General features: G+C 39.2%; 16 protein-coding genes. 8 read left to right on the top strand and 8 right to left on the bottom strand.

The genetic code is table 11. The features are described 5' to 3' along the window. Positions 1-82 precede the first annotated feature (82 nt). The 3 genes from ACEQ81_RS03985 to ACEQ81_RS03975 all read right to left on the bottom strand — a co-directional run bounded on the left by ACEQ81_RS03985 (position 83) and on the right by ACEQ81_RS03975 (position 2557). Positions 83-1069 carry a ribonucleotide-diphosphate reductase subunit beta gene (locus tag ACEQ81_RS03985; protein WP_411029552.1) on the bottom strand — a complete coding sequence of 329 codons (987 nt, stop codon included), beginning with the start codon at positions 1067-1069 and terminating at the stop codon, positions 83-85. A 737-nt stretch (positions 1070-1806) separates the two neighbouring features. Continuing rightward, positions 1807-2358, bottom strand: coding sequence for a hypothetical protein (locus tag ACEQ81_RS03980; RefSeq protein ID WP_411029551.1), 552 nt, complete (start codon positions 2356-2358; stop codon positions 1807-1809). Positions 2359-2392: 34 nt separating this feature from the next. Then, on the bottom strand, positions 2393-2557 hold the full coding sequence (locus ACEQ81_RS03975) for a hypothetical protein (protein ID WP_411029550.1): 165 nt from the start codon (positions 2555-2557) through the stop codon (positions 2393-2395). Between the two features lie 442 nt (positions 2558-2999). Between ACEQ81_RS03975 and ACEQ81_RS03970 the strand changes: the two genes are divergently transcribed. Next, complete coding sequence (locus ACEQ81_RS03970; protein ID WP_411029549.1) at positions 3000-3734, top strand: LytR/AlgR family response regulator transcription factor; 735 nt, start codon at positions 3000-3002, stop codon at positions 3732-3734. A 9-nt stretch (positions 3735-3743) separates the two neighbouring features. After that, positions 3744-5720, top strand: coding sequence for a tetratricopeptide repeat protein (locus ACEQ81_RS03965; protein WP_411029548.1), 1977 nt, complete (start codon positions 3744-3746; stop codon positions 5718-5720). On the opposite strand, the gene ACEQ81_RS03960 is transcribed toward ACEQ81_RS03965, so the two are convergent. Next, positions 5710-6282: a DUF3109 family protein gene (locus ACEQ81_RS03960; RefSeq protein ID WP_411029547.1), complete on the bottom strand. Its 573-nt coding sequence runs from the start codon at positions 6280-6282 to the stop codon at positions 5710-5712. The genes ACEQ81_RS03965 and ACEQ81_RS03960 overlap by 11 nt on opposite strands. Before the next feature lie 121 nt (positions 6283-6403). Here ACEQ81_RS03960 and ACEQ81_RS03955 point away from each other — a divergent pair, with 121 nt between their 5' ends. Next, on the top strand, positions 6404-6976 hold the full coding sequence (locus ACEQ81_RS03955) for a MarC family protein (protein ID WP_411029546.1): 573 nt from the start codon (positions 6404-6406) through the stop codon (positions 6974-6976). A 21-nt stretch (positions 6977-6997) separates the two neighbouring features. Beyond that, positions 6998-7201, top strand: coding sequence for a hypothetical protein (locus tag ACEQ81_RS03950; RefSeq protein ID WP_411029545.1), 204 nt, complete (start codon positions 6998-7000; stop codon positions 7199-7201). Here the strand turns inward: ACEQ81_RS03950 and ACEQ81_RS03945 are convergent. The 4 genes from ACEQ81_RS03945 to ACEQ81_RS03930 all read right to left on the bottom strand — a co-directional run bounded on the left by ACEQ81_RS03945 (position 7198) and on the right by ACEQ81_RS03930 (position 10733). Beyond that, positions 7198-8823: a S41 family peptidase gene (locus tag ACEQ81_RS03945; protein WP_411029544.1), complete on the bottom strand. Its 1626-nt coding sequence runs from the start codon at positions 8821-8823 to the stop codon at positions 7198-7200. The genes ACEQ81_RS03950 and ACEQ81_RS03945 overlap by 4 nt on opposite strands. A 25-nt stretch (positions 8824-8848) precedes the next feature. After that, entirely contained in the window at positions 8849-9274 is a 426-nt protein-coding gene (locus ACEQ81_RS03940; RefSeq protein ID WP_411029543.1) for a deoxycytidylate deaminase, read from the bottom strand. 77 nt (positions 9275-9351) lie between these two features. Next, positions 9352-9936, bottom strand: coding sequence for a HupE/UreJ family protein (locus ACEQ81_RS03935; protein ID WP_411029542.1), 585 nt, complete (start codon positions 9934-9936; stop codon positions 9352-9354). Positions 9937-9998: 62 nt separating this feature from the next. After that, complete coding sequence (locus ACEQ81_RS03930) at positions 9999-10733, bottom strand: TerB family tellurite resistance protein (RefSeq protein WP_411029541.1); 735 nt, start codon at positions 10731-10733, stop codon at positions 9999-10001. Between the two features lie 143 nt (positions 10734-10876). On the opposite strand from ACEQ81_RS03930, the gene ACEQ81_RS03925 reads away from it, so the two are divergent. From ACEQ81_RS03925 to ACEQ81_RS03910, 4 genes are all read left to right on the top strand, one after another. After that, entirely contained in the window at positions 10877-11287 is a 411-nt protein-coding gene (locus ACEQ81_RS03925) for a BrxA/BrxB family bacilliredoxin (protein WP_411029540.1), read from the top strand. A 79-nt stretch (positions 11288-11366) separates the two neighbouring features. Beyond that, positions 11367-12104, top strand: a complete 738-nt coding sequence (locus ACEQ81_RS03920) for a lysophospholipid acyltransferase family protein (RefSeq protein ID WP_411029539.1) — start codon at positions 11367-11369, stop codon at positions 12102-12104. Continuing rightward, on the top strand, positions 12101-12775 hold the full coding sequence (locus ACEQ81_RS03915; protein WP_411029538.1) for an HD domain-containing protein: 675 nt from the start codon (positions 12101-12103) through the stop codon (positions 12773-12775). The genes ACEQ81_RS03920 and ACEQ81_RS03915 overlap by 4 nt, the downstream gene beginning before the upstream one ends. 104 nt (positions 12776-12879) lie before the next feature. After that, positions 12880-14304: a Gfo/Idh/MocA family protein gene (locus ACEQ81_RS03910; RefSeq protein ID WP_411029537.1), complete on the top strand. Its 1425-nt coding sequence runs from the start codon at positions 12880-12882 to the stop codon at positions 14302-14304. Positions 14305-14306: the final 2 nt, after the last annotated feature.

Here is a 14306-nt window from a genome sequence, read left to right as displayed (position 1 = left end):
TCTTGCTTAGGGACCTGACAGCCAAAATTTAAATGTATTTAGACCTTTCTACCTGAAAAGTCCTATGGAAAAATCTTTTTATTTAGAAATCGGCGTCGAAGCTGATTTTTTGTGCGTCGGTATCTTTTTCTTTATTAAGAACTCCTGCTTTTTGGTATTCGGAAACCCTCTTCTCAAAGAAATTGGTTTTGCCCTGTAGCGAAATCATATCCATAAAGTCAAACGGATTGGTTGAGTTGTACACCTTTTCACATTCCAATTCTACCAACAACCTATCCGTTACAAATTCCAGGTATTGCGTCATTAATTTCGAATTCATCCCTATGAGACTAACGGGCAGGGATTCCGTAATGAACTCGCGCTCTATGTTAAGGGCATCTACCAGAATCTCGGTAATGCGTTTCTTGGGCACTTTATTTACTAAATGAATATTGTGCAGGTGTACGGCATAGTCGCAATGCATACCTTCATCCCTTGAGATTAATTCATTGGAAAAGGTAAGTCCTGGCATAAGCCCTCTTTTCTTTAGCCAAAAAATAGAACAGAACGCCCCGGAGAAGAAAATGCCTTCTACTGCTGCAAAAGCAATCAAACGTTCCGCAAAACTTGGGGAATCTATCCATTTTAGAGCCCAATCTGCTTTTTTCTTAATGGCCGGGAAGTTCTCAATAGCCTTAAAGAGTATATTTTTTTCTTTTTCGTCCTTTACGTAGGTATCGATTAACAAAGAGTACGTTTCGGAATGGATATTTTCCATCATAATCTGAAAACCATAGAAGAATTTGGCCTCGGAATATTGTACCTCGTTCACAAAATTTTCGGCCAAATTTTCATTGACTATACCATCAGAAGCGGCAAAAAAGGCCAAAATATGCTTTATAAAATAACGCTCGTCATCGTTCAATTTATTATTCCAATCCGTAAGATCTTGGTGCAGGTCTATTTCTTCCGCGGTCCAAAAGCAAGCTTCACATTTTTTATACCATTCCCATAAATCATGATGCTTTATTGGAAAAATAACAAATCTATCTTCATTTTCCTCTAAAATAGGCTCTATTGCTTTTGACATATGTATTGCAGTTTTAATTTTATATTGAGATGAAAATCACCTTTAGGTTGGGACTAACAAAGATTGGAAAATGCGACCGATTTCTAAAGCTTGTTTTATCATTTCCATAACAAAGTTTTTAACACAAGGTGTTGAAATCTAGGTTCGCAAGTGATGTTCATTGCCCTTACCAAAGAAATGGATTTAACGTAAAACTTACATTGAACTTGAACAAAAAAAAATAAACCAAAAAGTATATAAAAGTATACTTTTTGGTTTATAAATTGGTGAGGTGTTATGTCTATTATGATACCGTCAAACCGTACGCCACTCCAATGTATCAAAATTTGTAATCACTTTGAAAAGGATCGCTGATTTAGGTAGTTCCCCCGAAACCTAATAATCGAGCTAATTCCAAGACCAACATGTTGGTAAGGTAGTCCAGTTCTTTGTAATCCCATTGGTTAGAACGTTTTTGAAACAATGATAAATCCTTATTAAGAACTTATCTTTCTAAAGGACGTACGTATGGTCCGACAGTTTCATAAAGTCTATTTCTTGTAATCTGTATTTTAATAAGCTATTCTTCTCTAGTTAAAACCTAATACCAATCCGTACAAGACAGGCTTGGCAAAATGGCCATTTGCTAATCAGGTAAGTACATATAAAAATAATCAATTTTTATTAAAACTAACTTTAATACGTATTTTGCCTTTTAACATCTGGTTAAACAAAACATAGTTCGGTAAGATTTCTTTTCAATCTTTTTGTATAGCACTGAAATTTCCCGAAATATTTATTTGCTTTCCTTGCTCGTTGCGAAGCGTTATTTCCATTATACCCCACAATTTGTCTTGTTCTTTTCTTAGGATAACCACCTTCCCTTTCTTGGTAAAAAAGGGCAGTGCTCCTTTTTCCTGAATATCGGCAAAACCGAATACCCCGTCAAAATAATTTAGAAAACCGTCTATATCATTGTTTACCCGATATACTCCACTAGATATTTCATTGGACCGGTTTCTCTGCGAAATTAAGAACTCCATTGTATAAGGAAGCTGATTTTCATCACTTTTCAATCCCAATTTAAGGACCGAAAACTTTGTACCCTTACCCGATGTCTCCAAGGTGGTTTCAAAATAAAATTCACCTTGGAGTTCTAGGCTATAGTCACCGGTAGTGGTAAGTGTGTAACTTGTTTTAAGGAATTCTGATTTGTTTCCAGAATCGTTCACTGGCCTATATGAAGTAAACAATAAAAGTGTAATTATACAAAGGCCGGTTCTAATGCTTTTATTTAATAGGTGTATCATTTTCGTAAGTTCTCTGGGAGCTGCGTTACTTCCGTTATTCTTTCATAAGTCCCTCTTCTACCTTTAAAAGGTGCGAAGCGGTACTTTCTTCCGAGGCAATTGCATCGCCTACCAAGTCTTTTTTGTTGCTATTTTCCATAAAAGATGCTACTAGCAACGTAATTACCAAAATGGTGAATAGTAGTAAACATTTCTTCATAGGGCTATGCTTATATTAGGTTATCAGATTTTTTTACCTCTCCTTTTGTATTGTCTTTAACTCGTCAAACTGATTTAAACATTAAGGAACATTACAATAGGCATTTGGTTAAATTAAATCTCGATAACGAATGTAGTACAATAGTAATCGCCCAAAAACATGATATGTATAAATGGTAATAAATCTTGTATAGATCGCAAAAAAAAGATTTTTTGTTTTTTAAATGTGATATATCTATCTGATTATCAATTATTTATATTAAAATATTCTTTATGTCCGATGTAAAAATAAGACTACATTTATAGTCTATAACTTCAAAAAATTACATGTTTTACAAGATTTGATACCGAATACACGTCAAATCCTTCCATCAGCACATCTTTTTGAAACTCTGGTATGCATTAACTATAATTTTGCTTAATTTAACCCTGTAGATACTAGTATGTTAGAAGCTGTAATAGTAGATGATGAAATAAAGGCGCTCCAAAGCCTGTCTTGGGAGCTTACCAACTTTAGCGATGAAATTAACGTTGTTGCATCGTTCACGGACCCCTTCGAAGCGCTTGATCACTTGGAAAAAAATTCTCCTGATTGTCTTTTTCTGGACATTGAAATGCCAACTATGGATGGTTTTCAGTTCATCCAGAAACTTAGCAACAAGAATTTTCCCGTAGTAATTACCACCGCTTATAACCAATACGCAATAAAGGCCCTTAAGAACGAAGCCATAGATTATCTTTTAAAGCCTATAGATACGGACGACCTAAAGGATACAATCACCAAAATTAGAAAGTATAACGCCAAAAACTTTACGGCAGAACGATTAGAGAAGATTCTGATCAATTTCAATTCCAGTTCCTTACATAAAAAAATAACTATCAATACCGATGGAAAATTGCTTTTTTTGGAAAGTGATGATATTCTTTATGCCGAGTCGGACGGAAACTACAGCACCATTTACTTGGCTGATGGACAAAAAATTGTGCTTACCAAGAAACTAAAGGAGGTAAATGAGCTTTTACCCCAGGACTATTTTTTTAGAATCCACAACTCTTATATTATAAACCTCAATAAAATAAAGGAATTTCTAAAAACAGACGGGTATGTAGTGTTACAATCCAATCATAAAATACCAGTTTCTCGACAAAAAAAATCCGATTTTTTAGATCTGTTATAATGCACTTTTATGTGGTTCTCCCGAAAGATCAGGCTATGTTCCTTTAAACAGAAAAAAAACCTCTCCAAAAGCATCTTTTTTAGCGCTGTTGCATTGCTATTGACGTGCCCTGGCATTTCACAGGAGGTTCCGGATACGTTTAAGAAAATAACGGATAGTCTTATAAAGGCCGCTCCTAAAACGTATAGCGAAATTGATGCTGTTTTAAAGCCTACTAGAAGGGATACTTCTTTAATGCGTTATTTTAGTAATGTCGCCTATAGAAAAAACTATTTGGACGGGCAATCTTATGCTTTGAACCAATTGGGCACCAGATATCGTAATATTTCTCAATTTAAACATGCCATAAACCTTCATCAGCGGGCATTGGATGCTGCCGAAGAGGCCGAAAATATAGAGTTTCAAATTTTTAGCCTTAATATGTTGGGCGTAGTGTATCGTAGGAACGACGCGGTAAAAACGGCGTTGGATTATAATCAGAAGGCGTTGGAATTGGCAGAGACCATAGAAAATCCGTCCTATGGTATTAAGAGAAGTATAAATGTTTCCGTAAACAGTATAGGCAACATTTATCAGGCCCTGAAACAATACGATCTGGCCATAGAACAGTTTAAAAAATCGATGGTTTTAGATGCCGAACTAGGCAATAAATTAGGTTTGGCAATCAACAACCAAAGTATTGGTGAGTGTTTAGAGGAGCAAGGTAAATTGGATGAGGCACTTAAAAGTTATGAAGTTGCCATTGCCTTGGACAAGGAAATTGGTTCGGAACGTGGTTTGGTAATATGCAAGAACAGTATAGCCCAAATCTATATTAAACAGAAGCGGCTGCAGGAAGCAGTGAGCGTTCTTGAACCTACTTTAATAGCTTCCAAAAAAACAGGTGACAAATTTATTACCTCTGCGGTATACATCAATCTTGGTTGGGCGTTTATGCAACTGATGCGTTACGACGAGGCCAGGACGATGTTGCAGAAGGGCCTAGAAATGGCGAAGAAGTTTAACTTCCCCAGGAACATCTCCAAAAGTTATAACCTACTTTCCGAGCTGAATAGAAATACAGGCGATTATGCCACGGCCCTGGAGTATTATCAAAATGCCGTATTGTTCGATAACAAGGTAACCAATGAGGTAAACTTGCGCTATGTAAACGATATGATCATCCGTTATGACACGGAGAAAAAGAGCAATCAAATAGAGGTGTTGGCCAAAGAAAATGAGATTGTTAGGTTAAAACTTAGACAAAGCCGAACTTCCTTATTGGTGGGAGGAATTGCGCTTGCCCTGTTGGCAGGGATCTTGTACATTTTGCACAGGCAATATCAACTTAAGAACGATAAAAAACTACTTACCTTGGAACAGAGTATGCTGAGAAGTCAGATGAATCCACACTTTTTGTTCAACTCCTTAAATTCCATCAAGCTCTATATTATAAACAATGAAAAAAAGAATGCGGTACATTATCTTAACAAGTTTTCAAAACTGGTCCGTAAGATACTGGAGGCTTCATCCTTAAAGGAAATTCCTCTTGCGGAAGAGCTGGAGACCGTGGAACTCTATATGAACATTGAGAACATCCGTTTTTCCAATGAAATTGATTTCGAAATCATTGTGGACGAGGATATAGACGTACATACCGTTAAAATACCTTCGTTGATCTTACAGCCCTTTTTGGAAAATGCGTTATGGCATGGTCTTTCTTCAAAAGAGGGTGAAAAGTTTGTTAAACTACAGGTAAGTAAAGAAAACAATCAGTTCATAGATATTTTTATTACGGACAATGGGGTAGGCAGGGACGTAGCAGAAGAGATTAAAGAACGTAAGGTGTTAAAACGCAAGTCCGTTGGAATAGATATTACCAAGGAACGTCTTTCCAATTTCTCAAAGGATTATGAAAATTCCTTCCACGTAAAAATTGTTGATCTCCACGATGAAAAACAGCAATCCATAGGCACAAGGATAGAACTGCGGATCCCTACGGTTTAGCATGTTCTTTTGCCACCTCTTCCAATTCCAAGTACCATGCTTCGCCGAACTTCCTTATTAACGCCTCCTTTACAAACTTGTAAATTGGCACTTTAAGCGATTCCCCAAGAGAGCATGCCGGGTCGCAAATTTCCCACTTATGATAGTTTACCGCAACCAATTCTGTATATTCCTTAACCCTTACCGGATACAGGTGGCAAGAGACTGGTTTTTTCCATGCAACTTCACCTGCGTTATAGGCCTCCTCTATGCCGCATTTGGCAGTACCATTGTCCGAAAAGAATACATAAGCACATTCACTTCCGTTCACCAAAGGTGTTTCCCATTCACCATCCTCTCCTTTTACAAAAGCGCCATGTTCTTCTATAACAGCAATTCCTTCGGGCCTTAAAAAAGGTTTTACATCCTTATAAATATCAACCAAAATTTCTGTTTCCTTATCTTCCACCGGCGCCCCTGCCTCTCCATCTATACAGCAGGCCCCTTTGCAGGCAGACAAATTGCAAACAAAATCTTGTTCTATGATCTCTTCGGAGACTATGGTCTTCCCTAGCTGAAACATCTATTTTATTTATACTCGCAAAGATACTTTTTTAGCTCGAAATCTCCCTTGATATATTTTCAATCAAAACTGTAGTTTACGTTTTTTAAGATGTAGCTTTGCAGCAAATTTTAAAAGAAAAATGAAATTTGCTTTTAAGGAAATAGTTACAGCTAGCATGGTACTTTTTGCCGTAATCGATATTCTGGGCAGTGTTCCCATTATCATAGATCTGCGCAAAAGGGTAGGGCACATACAGTCTGGAAAAGCATCCATAGTGGCGGCGTGCATTATGGTAGCATTTCTATTCATTGGTGAAGAAATTTTAGACCTTATAGGGATAGATGTAAACTCGTTTGCAGTTGCTGGGGCCTTTGTAATTTTCTTTCTTGCCATAGAAATGATCTTGGGCATTTCTCTTTATAAGGACGACAAGCCCCAAAGTGCTTCTGTAGTGCCTATCGCTTTTCCCTTAATAGCCGGTGCCGGAACCCTGACCTCCATACTTTCCCTAAGAGCGGAATATTATGTAGAGAATATTATTGTGGCCATTATAGTGAACATTATTTTTGTTTATCTTGTACTGAAGTCCTCTCAGCGGATAGGTAGGATTCTGGGAGATAACGGATTAAGTGTTATTCGGAAAGTTTTTGGGGTAATATTACTGGCCATAGCGGTTAAATTGTTTGCCACCAATATCAATCAACTTTTTTAAAAGTAATATCTTGCAAAAGAAATGAACAAATCACTTACCATAATTCTAATACTTCTTGGCCTAGGTCTTATTGCCTACAATTTTACACTGGTAAATTTTGATGACCCTTTGGAAGGCGATAGTATAATTGCCGTAATAGGAATCTTGGCATCCTTATGTGCCATAGTGTTGTTGCTTATTTTTGTGGCGTCAAAAAAAATACAGCGAAAAGTAGAAAAGGATTAGTTTTGGGATTCTATGCTTTCGGCTTCTTTCCTTGCTATTGTGGGCTGATCTAATTCTAAGACCCTTTGCAGCATGTTGTCGCCCTCCCCTTTTATTTTAGCATATATGTTAGGAGAAAATAGCTGCTCTGCCAAAGCTGCTTTAAGGTATAGTTTTATCTTCCCTTCATAGGCATAAAAATCCATTTTGATGTTTCGTGCAATGGAATAATCCACGAACCGCTCAAACAAGATATCGTCTATAGTGAATTCTTTGATAAATTCTGTTTTTCCATAATGATCATATCGGCCCCGGTCCTCTTCCAAATGCTCAAATATAAAACGCGATAAAAAACCCAAGCTTTCCAAACTCTCCACTGCTTCTTCCTGGTTGCTCCCTATAGGTACAAAGGCGTCGGGAATAATACCACCACCTCCATAAACCACCTTGCCTTTTGGGGTTACAAATTTTAGGGAGTCGGCCACTTTAATGCTATCAACGGAGACAAGTTCTCCGGTATGGAAACGATCCGTAAATTTTTTATAGTAGTCTTTATTTCCGTTTTTGTATGTTTTTTGAATGGAGCGACCTGTTGGAGTATAGTATCTAGATACGGTAAGCCTAACGGCAGATCCATCGCCAAGTTCCATTTCGCGCTGTACCAGTCCTTTTCCAAAAGACCTTCGCCCTACAATGGTGCCTACATCATTATCTTGTAGTGCCCCGGCAATTATTTCACTTGCCGATGCCGAGCGCTCGTTGATCAGCACATAAATTGGCTTGTCCTCAAAAACACCCTTATCCGTAGCAAAGGTTTTATCAACTTTTCCTTTTTTATTTTTAGTGAAGAGGATTAGTTTACCGTCTCCCAAAAATTCGTCCGACATTTGTTCGGCGATCCCCAAATACCCCCCAGGATTGTCCCTTAGGTCCAAGGTAAGCTTTCGGGCACCTTGTCTTAAAAGGCTGCGAAGGGCAGTTTTAAATTCTTTGAATGTAGATTCTGCAAAGCGGTTCACCTTTATATACCCCATTTCCGGCGTAAGCATATAATGGGCTTCTACGCTCTTGATAGGGATACGATCGCGCTTAAGGGTTACTTGGAACCTTCTATTTTCCTTGGGTCGGTACACGGTAAGTTTCACCGCTGTTCCTTCCTTGCCCTTAAGCTTGTCCACAATAACATCATCTGGTAATCTTTTACCAAACAAGGTGTCGTTTCCTGCCATCAAAATACGATCCCCTGGCCTAATGCCCTTTAGAAAACTTGGTCCATTCTCTATAGTCCGGATAACGGCTATGGTATCTCGGTATTTATAAAAGCTAACGCCGATCCCTACAAAATCGCCTTTCATATTTTCTGACACCCTACTCATTTCGCTTTTGGAAATGTAAACCGAGTGCGGATCCAATTTGTCCAGTATATTGTTAACGGTAACATCTACGATACTATCGGTATCTATTTCATCTACATATTCGTAATCGATGTAATCGATCAACCTATTAAGTTTGTCCTTCTTGGAATTTGTGGTAAACAGTTTTTCGGGAGAATCATTAAAATGAAGCTTGCCGCCAATAAAGATCCCCAAAGCAAGTGCAAGGGCAATAATGGTTGGCCAGAGGTAGTTTTTTATGTTCTTCATTTCTTTGGGGCAAATTAAAAATCTGTCAATCGATGGGCATTAAATCCGTTTGCACGCCTGCCTTTTCCAAAAACCTTAATCCCGAATCGTCCTTATAAGCTATGCTATAGACTACACGTTTTATGCCAGACTGATGAATTAGCTTACTGCACTCCCTACATGGGGATAGCGTAATGTACAAAGTTGCCCCTGCACAAGATTGTGTAGAGGAAGCTACCTTTAGGATAGCGTTGGCCTCTGCATGCAAAACATACCATTTGGTATATCCTTCATCGTCTTCGCATATGTTCTCAAATCCGGTAGGTGTACCGTTGTATCCGTCAGAAATAATCATCCGATCCTTCACAATGATCGCACCTACTTGCTTTCTTTCGCAATAGGATAATCTACCCCATTCTTTGGCCATTCTTAAATAGGCCTTATCATACTTTTGTTGCTTACTTTCTTTCATTCACCAAGGGTAGGCCACTAAGATACATAGGTTTGAAAAATCCGCACACCCAAAAACGGTTAATTTTAAGTGAAAATCTATAAAGGAAACGTTTTAATCAGCATTGGTATTGTTATAACCAAGATAATTATTGAACCAACCAGGGTAAACCACCTCTGTGGCACTTTAAACACAGACTGAACAACAAGCCCCAATGCCAGTACGCAGGCTATTACGGTAACCTGAGAGATTTCTATACCCGTAGCGAAACCCAACAGCGGCCCTAACTTTTGCTCTTCTTCCGCCATTAACATCTTAAAATAGTTAGAGAACCCAAACCCATGTACAATTCCAAAAAACAAAGTTGCCAACAAATGCACCCATATTTTCTTGGGCCCGGTGGTCTGATTAACGTAAAAAAGGTTAAACAAGGCTGTGAGCAAAATGGTTACTGGAATAAAAAATTCTATCAGCCCTGCGTCTACTGTTGCAATTCCATAGACGGATAAGGCCAATGAAAGACAATGGGCAATGGTAAAGGCCGTCGCCAGTAGTACAACCTTTTTCCAACTTCTAATGGTAAAGGGTATGGCCAATGCCGCTAAAAACAGAATGTGGTCATAAGCATTGATATCCAAGACGTGGCGTAGGCCCAGCTGAACATAAAACCAAAATTCTTCCATTTATCGTTTAATTTTTATTTGTTGTTTGTAATTCTTTATCTGGGCTGTTTATGGTGCAAAAGCTAAATGCCTCTTTCTTTTTGAATTTGTTCGTAGGCTTTTTGCACCTCTTTAAATTTTTCTTCGGCACCTCGCTTTATTACTTCGTTCTCCGTATTTACCCGGTCCGGGTGATATTTCTTCGCCATGGTCCTATATGCCTTTTTTACTTCGTCGTCGGTTGCCGTTTTACTAATTTCCAAAATTTTATAAGAATTATCGGCAGATTTGATGAACATAGCCTTAATACTTTCAAAATCGTGGGTCCCTACTCTTAGATATCCGGCAATTTCGCGAATCTTATCAACCTCAGCAGCGCTAACATGGCCATCTGCTTGGGCTATGCCAAAAAGAAAATGCAAAAGTTGAAGCCTTACCTCATAGCGTGTTCTATGATTGAGGTACGTACAAATCCTTTGTGCAGAAATTTCCCTGTTTTTAATGACTTCATTAAATGTCCTGAAAATGGCGTTGGAACGTTCCTTTCCGTAAGTATTGAGAAAATACTGGCGAACATAATCGAGTTCTCGTTGACTTACCTTGCCATCGGCCTTTATTACAATAGAGCAAAGCGACAATAGGTTTAGCTCAAAATCTGCCGGGGAAACACGCTGCTGTGTAATATCCCTAAAAATTGTTCTTGCCCCGCCCCCACTACTGTTGAGGTTATCTATGAAGCTACCCACCAAAAATCCAAGAACGGCCCCTGGAAACCTAAAGAAAGTATACCCCAGTACCGCTGCCAACCATTTGATCATTCCTAAACCAATATTTATTTTACTGGGGCCAAAGATATAATTTTAGTGTCTAAATACCCTGATAATGAAAAGTTAAGGTCTATTCTTATAATGCGACAAATTGGTTATCTTTGTACCGCTTTATTAAAACAAAAAATTAGACTATGTATCCAGTAGAATTAGTTAAACCTATGAGAGAGGACTTGGCATCTGCCGGGTTTGAAGAACTATATACCGCAGAAACAGTGGAAAAGGCCATTAAACAATCTGGTACTACCTTGGTAGTGGTAAATTCGGTATGTGGCTGTGCCGCTGCAAATGCCAGGCCTGCGGCCAAAATGAGCCTGCAAAATGATAAGACCCCAGAACATTTGGTTACCGTTTTTGCCGGGGTAGATACAGAAGCTGTTGATGCGGCAAGAGACCTTATGATACCCTTCCCCCCTTCATCGCCAAGTATGGCACTGTTCAAGGATGGAGAATTGGTGCATATGATAGAACGTCACCACATTGAAGGAAGGCCAGCAGAAATGATCTCGGAAAATCTAATAGAAGCTTACAACGAATTCTGCTAGACCTTACCCGCGGTCTTAAGGGATCTAAAAAGTATATTCAAAAACCGTTCGTAATGAGCGGTTTTTTTATTTTTGTGCTATGCAGAAGATACTCGCCTATCCTTTAACGGTAATCTACTTTATTATTTTCGGAATTACCTTATTGGTGTTCCATCCCATACAGTGGATCTGTTTTAATGTTTTTGGATATAACGCCCATAAAAAAAGTGTGAGTATCCTAAACTGGCTGTTAATGCGGTGTTCTAATCTTTTGCTTACGCGATATACATTTAGCAATCCCCACAACATACCTGAGAACCGACCTTTGATCATTGTTACCAATCATCAGAGTATGAACGATATACCTCCCATAATTTGGTATATGCGGGCGTATCATCCAAAATTTGTAAGTAAAAAAGAGTTGGGCCACGGTATTCCCAGTGTTTCCTATAACTTAAGACATGGCGGGTCTGCCCTTATAGATAGAAAGGATAGCAGGCAGGCCCTACTAGAAATTTCGAAACTTGGAAAATACATAGAACGTACACAGCGAAGTGCCGTGATTTTTCCTGAAGGTACCCGGAGCAGAAACGGACACCCAAAGAAATTTCAGACAACGGGTTTAAAAGTTTTAATGAAACAAGCTCCTTCGGCACTCTTGGTACCGATCAGTATCAACGATTCTTGGAAAACCCTGAGGTATGGGAAATTTCCTTATGGTATTGCATCCCATCTGCGCTTTGAGGTACATCCGCCCTTGGAAAACCAAGGAGATCCGGACGCGCTTATTTCCCAGATAGAACACCAAATCATAAACGGAATAACTTCTTTTCAATGACCCAAGAACAAGCTATTGAAAAAACTATTGCCTTTGTAAAGGAAAGTCTTAAAGAGGCAGAAGGTGGGCACGACTGGTTTCATATTCACCGTGTGCTTATGAACGCACAACTCATAGCCAAAACAGAGGACGTAGACCGTTTTGTAGTTACTCTTGGTGCATTATTACACGATATTGCAGATGCCAAATTTCACGATGGCGATGAGACTGTAGGTCCCAAAAAAGCCACAGAATTTCTAAGTGCCCTGGCCATTGACAAAACTGTTATTGACCATGTGGTAAAAATAATAGAAAACATATCTTTTAAATCTAGCCTTAAGATGGCCAATGGCGAGGACAAGGGCATTAAATTCACTTCCAAAGAGCTACAGGTGGTTCAGGATGCAGATAGATTGGATGCTATTGGTGCAATAGGTATTGCACGTGCTTTCAACTACGGGGGATTTAAAAATAGAGTTTTGTACGATCCCGAGGTTGCCGTACAAACGGAAATGACCAGAGAAGCTTATAAAAAATCGGAAGCACCTACCATTAACCATTTTCACGAAAAGCTATTGCTGTTGAAAGACAAAATGAATACCGTAAGCGGGCGGTTGTTGGCTAAAAAAAGACATCAATATATGATGGATTATTTAGAACAGTTTCACAACGAATGGAATGGAAAGGCCTAGTTTACCTTAGGAATTATTTTTTTACTATTTAGAATGCCCCTCCCTCACAAAAGGTCTCTATTTTTTTGTATCTTCAAGCTTCGTTTTTTTTAACCCAATACAAGATGCAAAGAAGAAAGTTTATCAAAAATGTTTCGGCGGCCTCGGCTGCATTTTCAATAGTTCCCAGCCATGTATTGGGAAAAGGTCATGTACCGCCAAGTGACACCTTATATGTTGGGGCATTTGGTGTAGGAGGCAGGGGTACGGGTGTAATCCGAGACCTTACCGCTACCGGAAAGGTTAAATTTGCCACTTTTTGTGATGTGGACAAACGGATGATACAGGCCAGTCAGGAAATGCATCCCAAAACCAAGATGTATACGGATTTTAGAAAGGTCTATGATAAACATCTGAACGATATAGACGCTATAATGGTAGCAACACCAGATCATACCCATGCCACTATTGCGCTTCCCTTTATGAGGGCAAAGAAGCATGCCTATGTAGAAAAACCGCTTACCCATAACATCTATGAGGCCAGGTTAATGACCAATGTAGCCAAAGAGCATGGTATTGTTACCCAAATGGGAAATCAGGGTGCCTCTAGTGATGGTAGCCGACAGGCCAGGGAATGGATAGACTCTGGGATTATCGGAAAAATAGAAAAAGTAGATTGTTGGACCAACCGTCCGGTTTGGCCACAAGGGGTACCAATCCCTAAAACCAATGAACCTGTCCCAAAAGAATTGGATTGGGATCTTTGGTTGGGACCAGCCGCCAAACGCAATTACAATTCCTTATACCTTCCTTTTAAATGGAGAGGCTGGTGGGACTTTGGCACCGGCGCTCTAGGCGATATGGGTTGCCATATTATGGAAACTCCTTTCGGCATCTTGGATTTAGGATATCCAACCGAAGCGGAAGCCAGTTGTACTACCAATTGGGTTGGCGATTTTGTGGAGGCAGACTATAGTGCCTCTTGTCCGGCGTCTTCCGTTGTTCGCTTAAAGTTCAATACCGAAGCGCATGGGGATATTGCCTTAAACTGGTACGATGGCGGTATTATGCCAGACCTGCCAGATGAGTTAAAGGATGGCGAAAAAATTGGTGACAATGGCGGAGGTACAGTCTTTTATGGTACAAAAGGGATTTTGGTATGCGATGTATATTCTCGTAATGCACGTTTGTTACCTAGCAATACCATGTCCATGTTTAATCCTCCAGCACCTTATCTAACTAGAGTTTCCGGAGATACCGGAGGCCACCAAAATAATTGGGTAGAAGGCTGCTTAAATGGCACACCTACATCTTCCGATTTCTCAAAATCGGGTCCTTTAACAGAAGCGGTTTTAATGGGTAATCTGGCCATAAAAGCTTTTCAGTACAAAAAACTGAAAGAAGGGAAAAAAATAGGGGATTGGGATCCTTTTGAATATCCCGGAAGACGTAAGCTGTTATGGGACGGAGATAATATGAAGGTTACCAATTATGACAAAGCCAATGAATGGGTAAAACGAGATTACCGAAAAGGTTGGGAATTAGAATAAAG

The organism is Spongiimicrobium sp. 3-5, assembly GCF_046557915.1.
Lineage (GTDB): Bacteria > Bacteroidota > Bacteroidia > Flavobacteriales > Flavobacteriaceae > JBHEBG01.
This window is presented reverse-complemented; position numbering and strand designations above follow the sequence as displayed.

Bases quoted from the DNA above. Each gene is read 5' to 3' on its own strand.
- ACEQ81_RS03975 (WP_411029550.1), bottom strand. From the start codon at position 2,557: ATGAAGAAATGTTTACTACTATTCACCATTTTGGTAATTACGTTGCTA.
- ACEQ81_RS03915 (WP_411029538.1), top strand. From the start codon at position 12,101: ATGACCCAAGAACAAGCTATTGAAAAAACTATTGCCTTTGTAAAGGAA.
- ACEQ81_RS03980 (WP_411029551.1), bottom strand. From the start codon at position 2,358: ATGATACACCTATTAAATAAAAGCATTAGAACCGGCCTTTGTATAATT.
- ACEQ81_RS03960 (WP_411029547.1), bottom strand. From the start codon at position 6,282: ATGTTTCAGCTAGGGAAGACCATAGTCTCCGAAGAGATCATAGAACAA.
- ACEQ81_RS03940 (WP_411029543.1), bottom strand. From the start codon at position 9,274: ATGAAAGAAAGTAAGCAACAAAAGTATGATAAGGCCTATTTAAGAATG.
- ACEQ81_RS03910 (WP_411029537.1), top strand. From the start codon at position 12,880: ATGCAAAGAAGAAAGTTTATCAAAAATGTTTCGGCGGCCTCGGCTGCA.
- ACEQ81_RS03930 (WP_411029541.1), bottom strand. From the start codon at position 10,733: ATGATCAAATGGTTGGCAGCGGTACTGGGGTATACTTTCTTTAGGTTT.
- ACEQ81_RS03955 (WP_411029546.1), top strand. From the start codon at position 6,404: ATGAAATTTGCTTTTAAGGAAATAGTTACAGCTAGCATGGTACTTTTT.
- ACEQ81_RS03920 (WP_411029539.1), top strand. From the start codon at position 11,367: ATGCAGAAGATACTCGCCTATCCTTTAACGGTAATCTACTTTATTATT.
- ACEQ81_RS03985 (WP_411029552.1), bottom strand. From the start codon at position 1,069: ATGTCAAAAGCAATAGAGCCTATTTTAGAGGAAAATGAAGATAGATTT.
- ACEQ81_RS03970 (WP_411029549.1), top strand. From the start codon at position 3,000: ATGTTAGAAGCTGTAATAGTAGATGATGAAATAAAGGCGCTCCAAAGC.
- ACEQ81_RS03925 (WP_411029540.1), top strand. From the start codon at position 10,877: ATGTATCCAGTAGAATTAGTTAAACCTATGAGAGAGGACTTGGCATCT.
- ACEQ81_RS03965 (WP_411029548.1), top strand. From the start codon at position 3,744: ATGTGGTTCTCCCGAAAGATCAGGCTATGTTCCTTTAAACAGAAAAAA.
- ACEQ81_RS03950 (WP_411029545.1), top strand. From the start codon at position 6,998: ATGAACAAATCACTTACCATAATTCTAATACTTCTTGGCCTAGGTCTT.
- ACEQ81_RS03935 (WP_411029542.1), bottom strand. From the start codon at position 9,936: ATGGAAGAATTTTGGTTTTATGTTCAGCTGGGCCTACGCCACGTCTTG.
- ACEQ81_RS03945 (WP_411029544.1), bottom strand. From the start codon at position 8,823: ATGAAGAACATAAAAAACTACCTCTGGCCAACCATTATTGCCCTTGCA.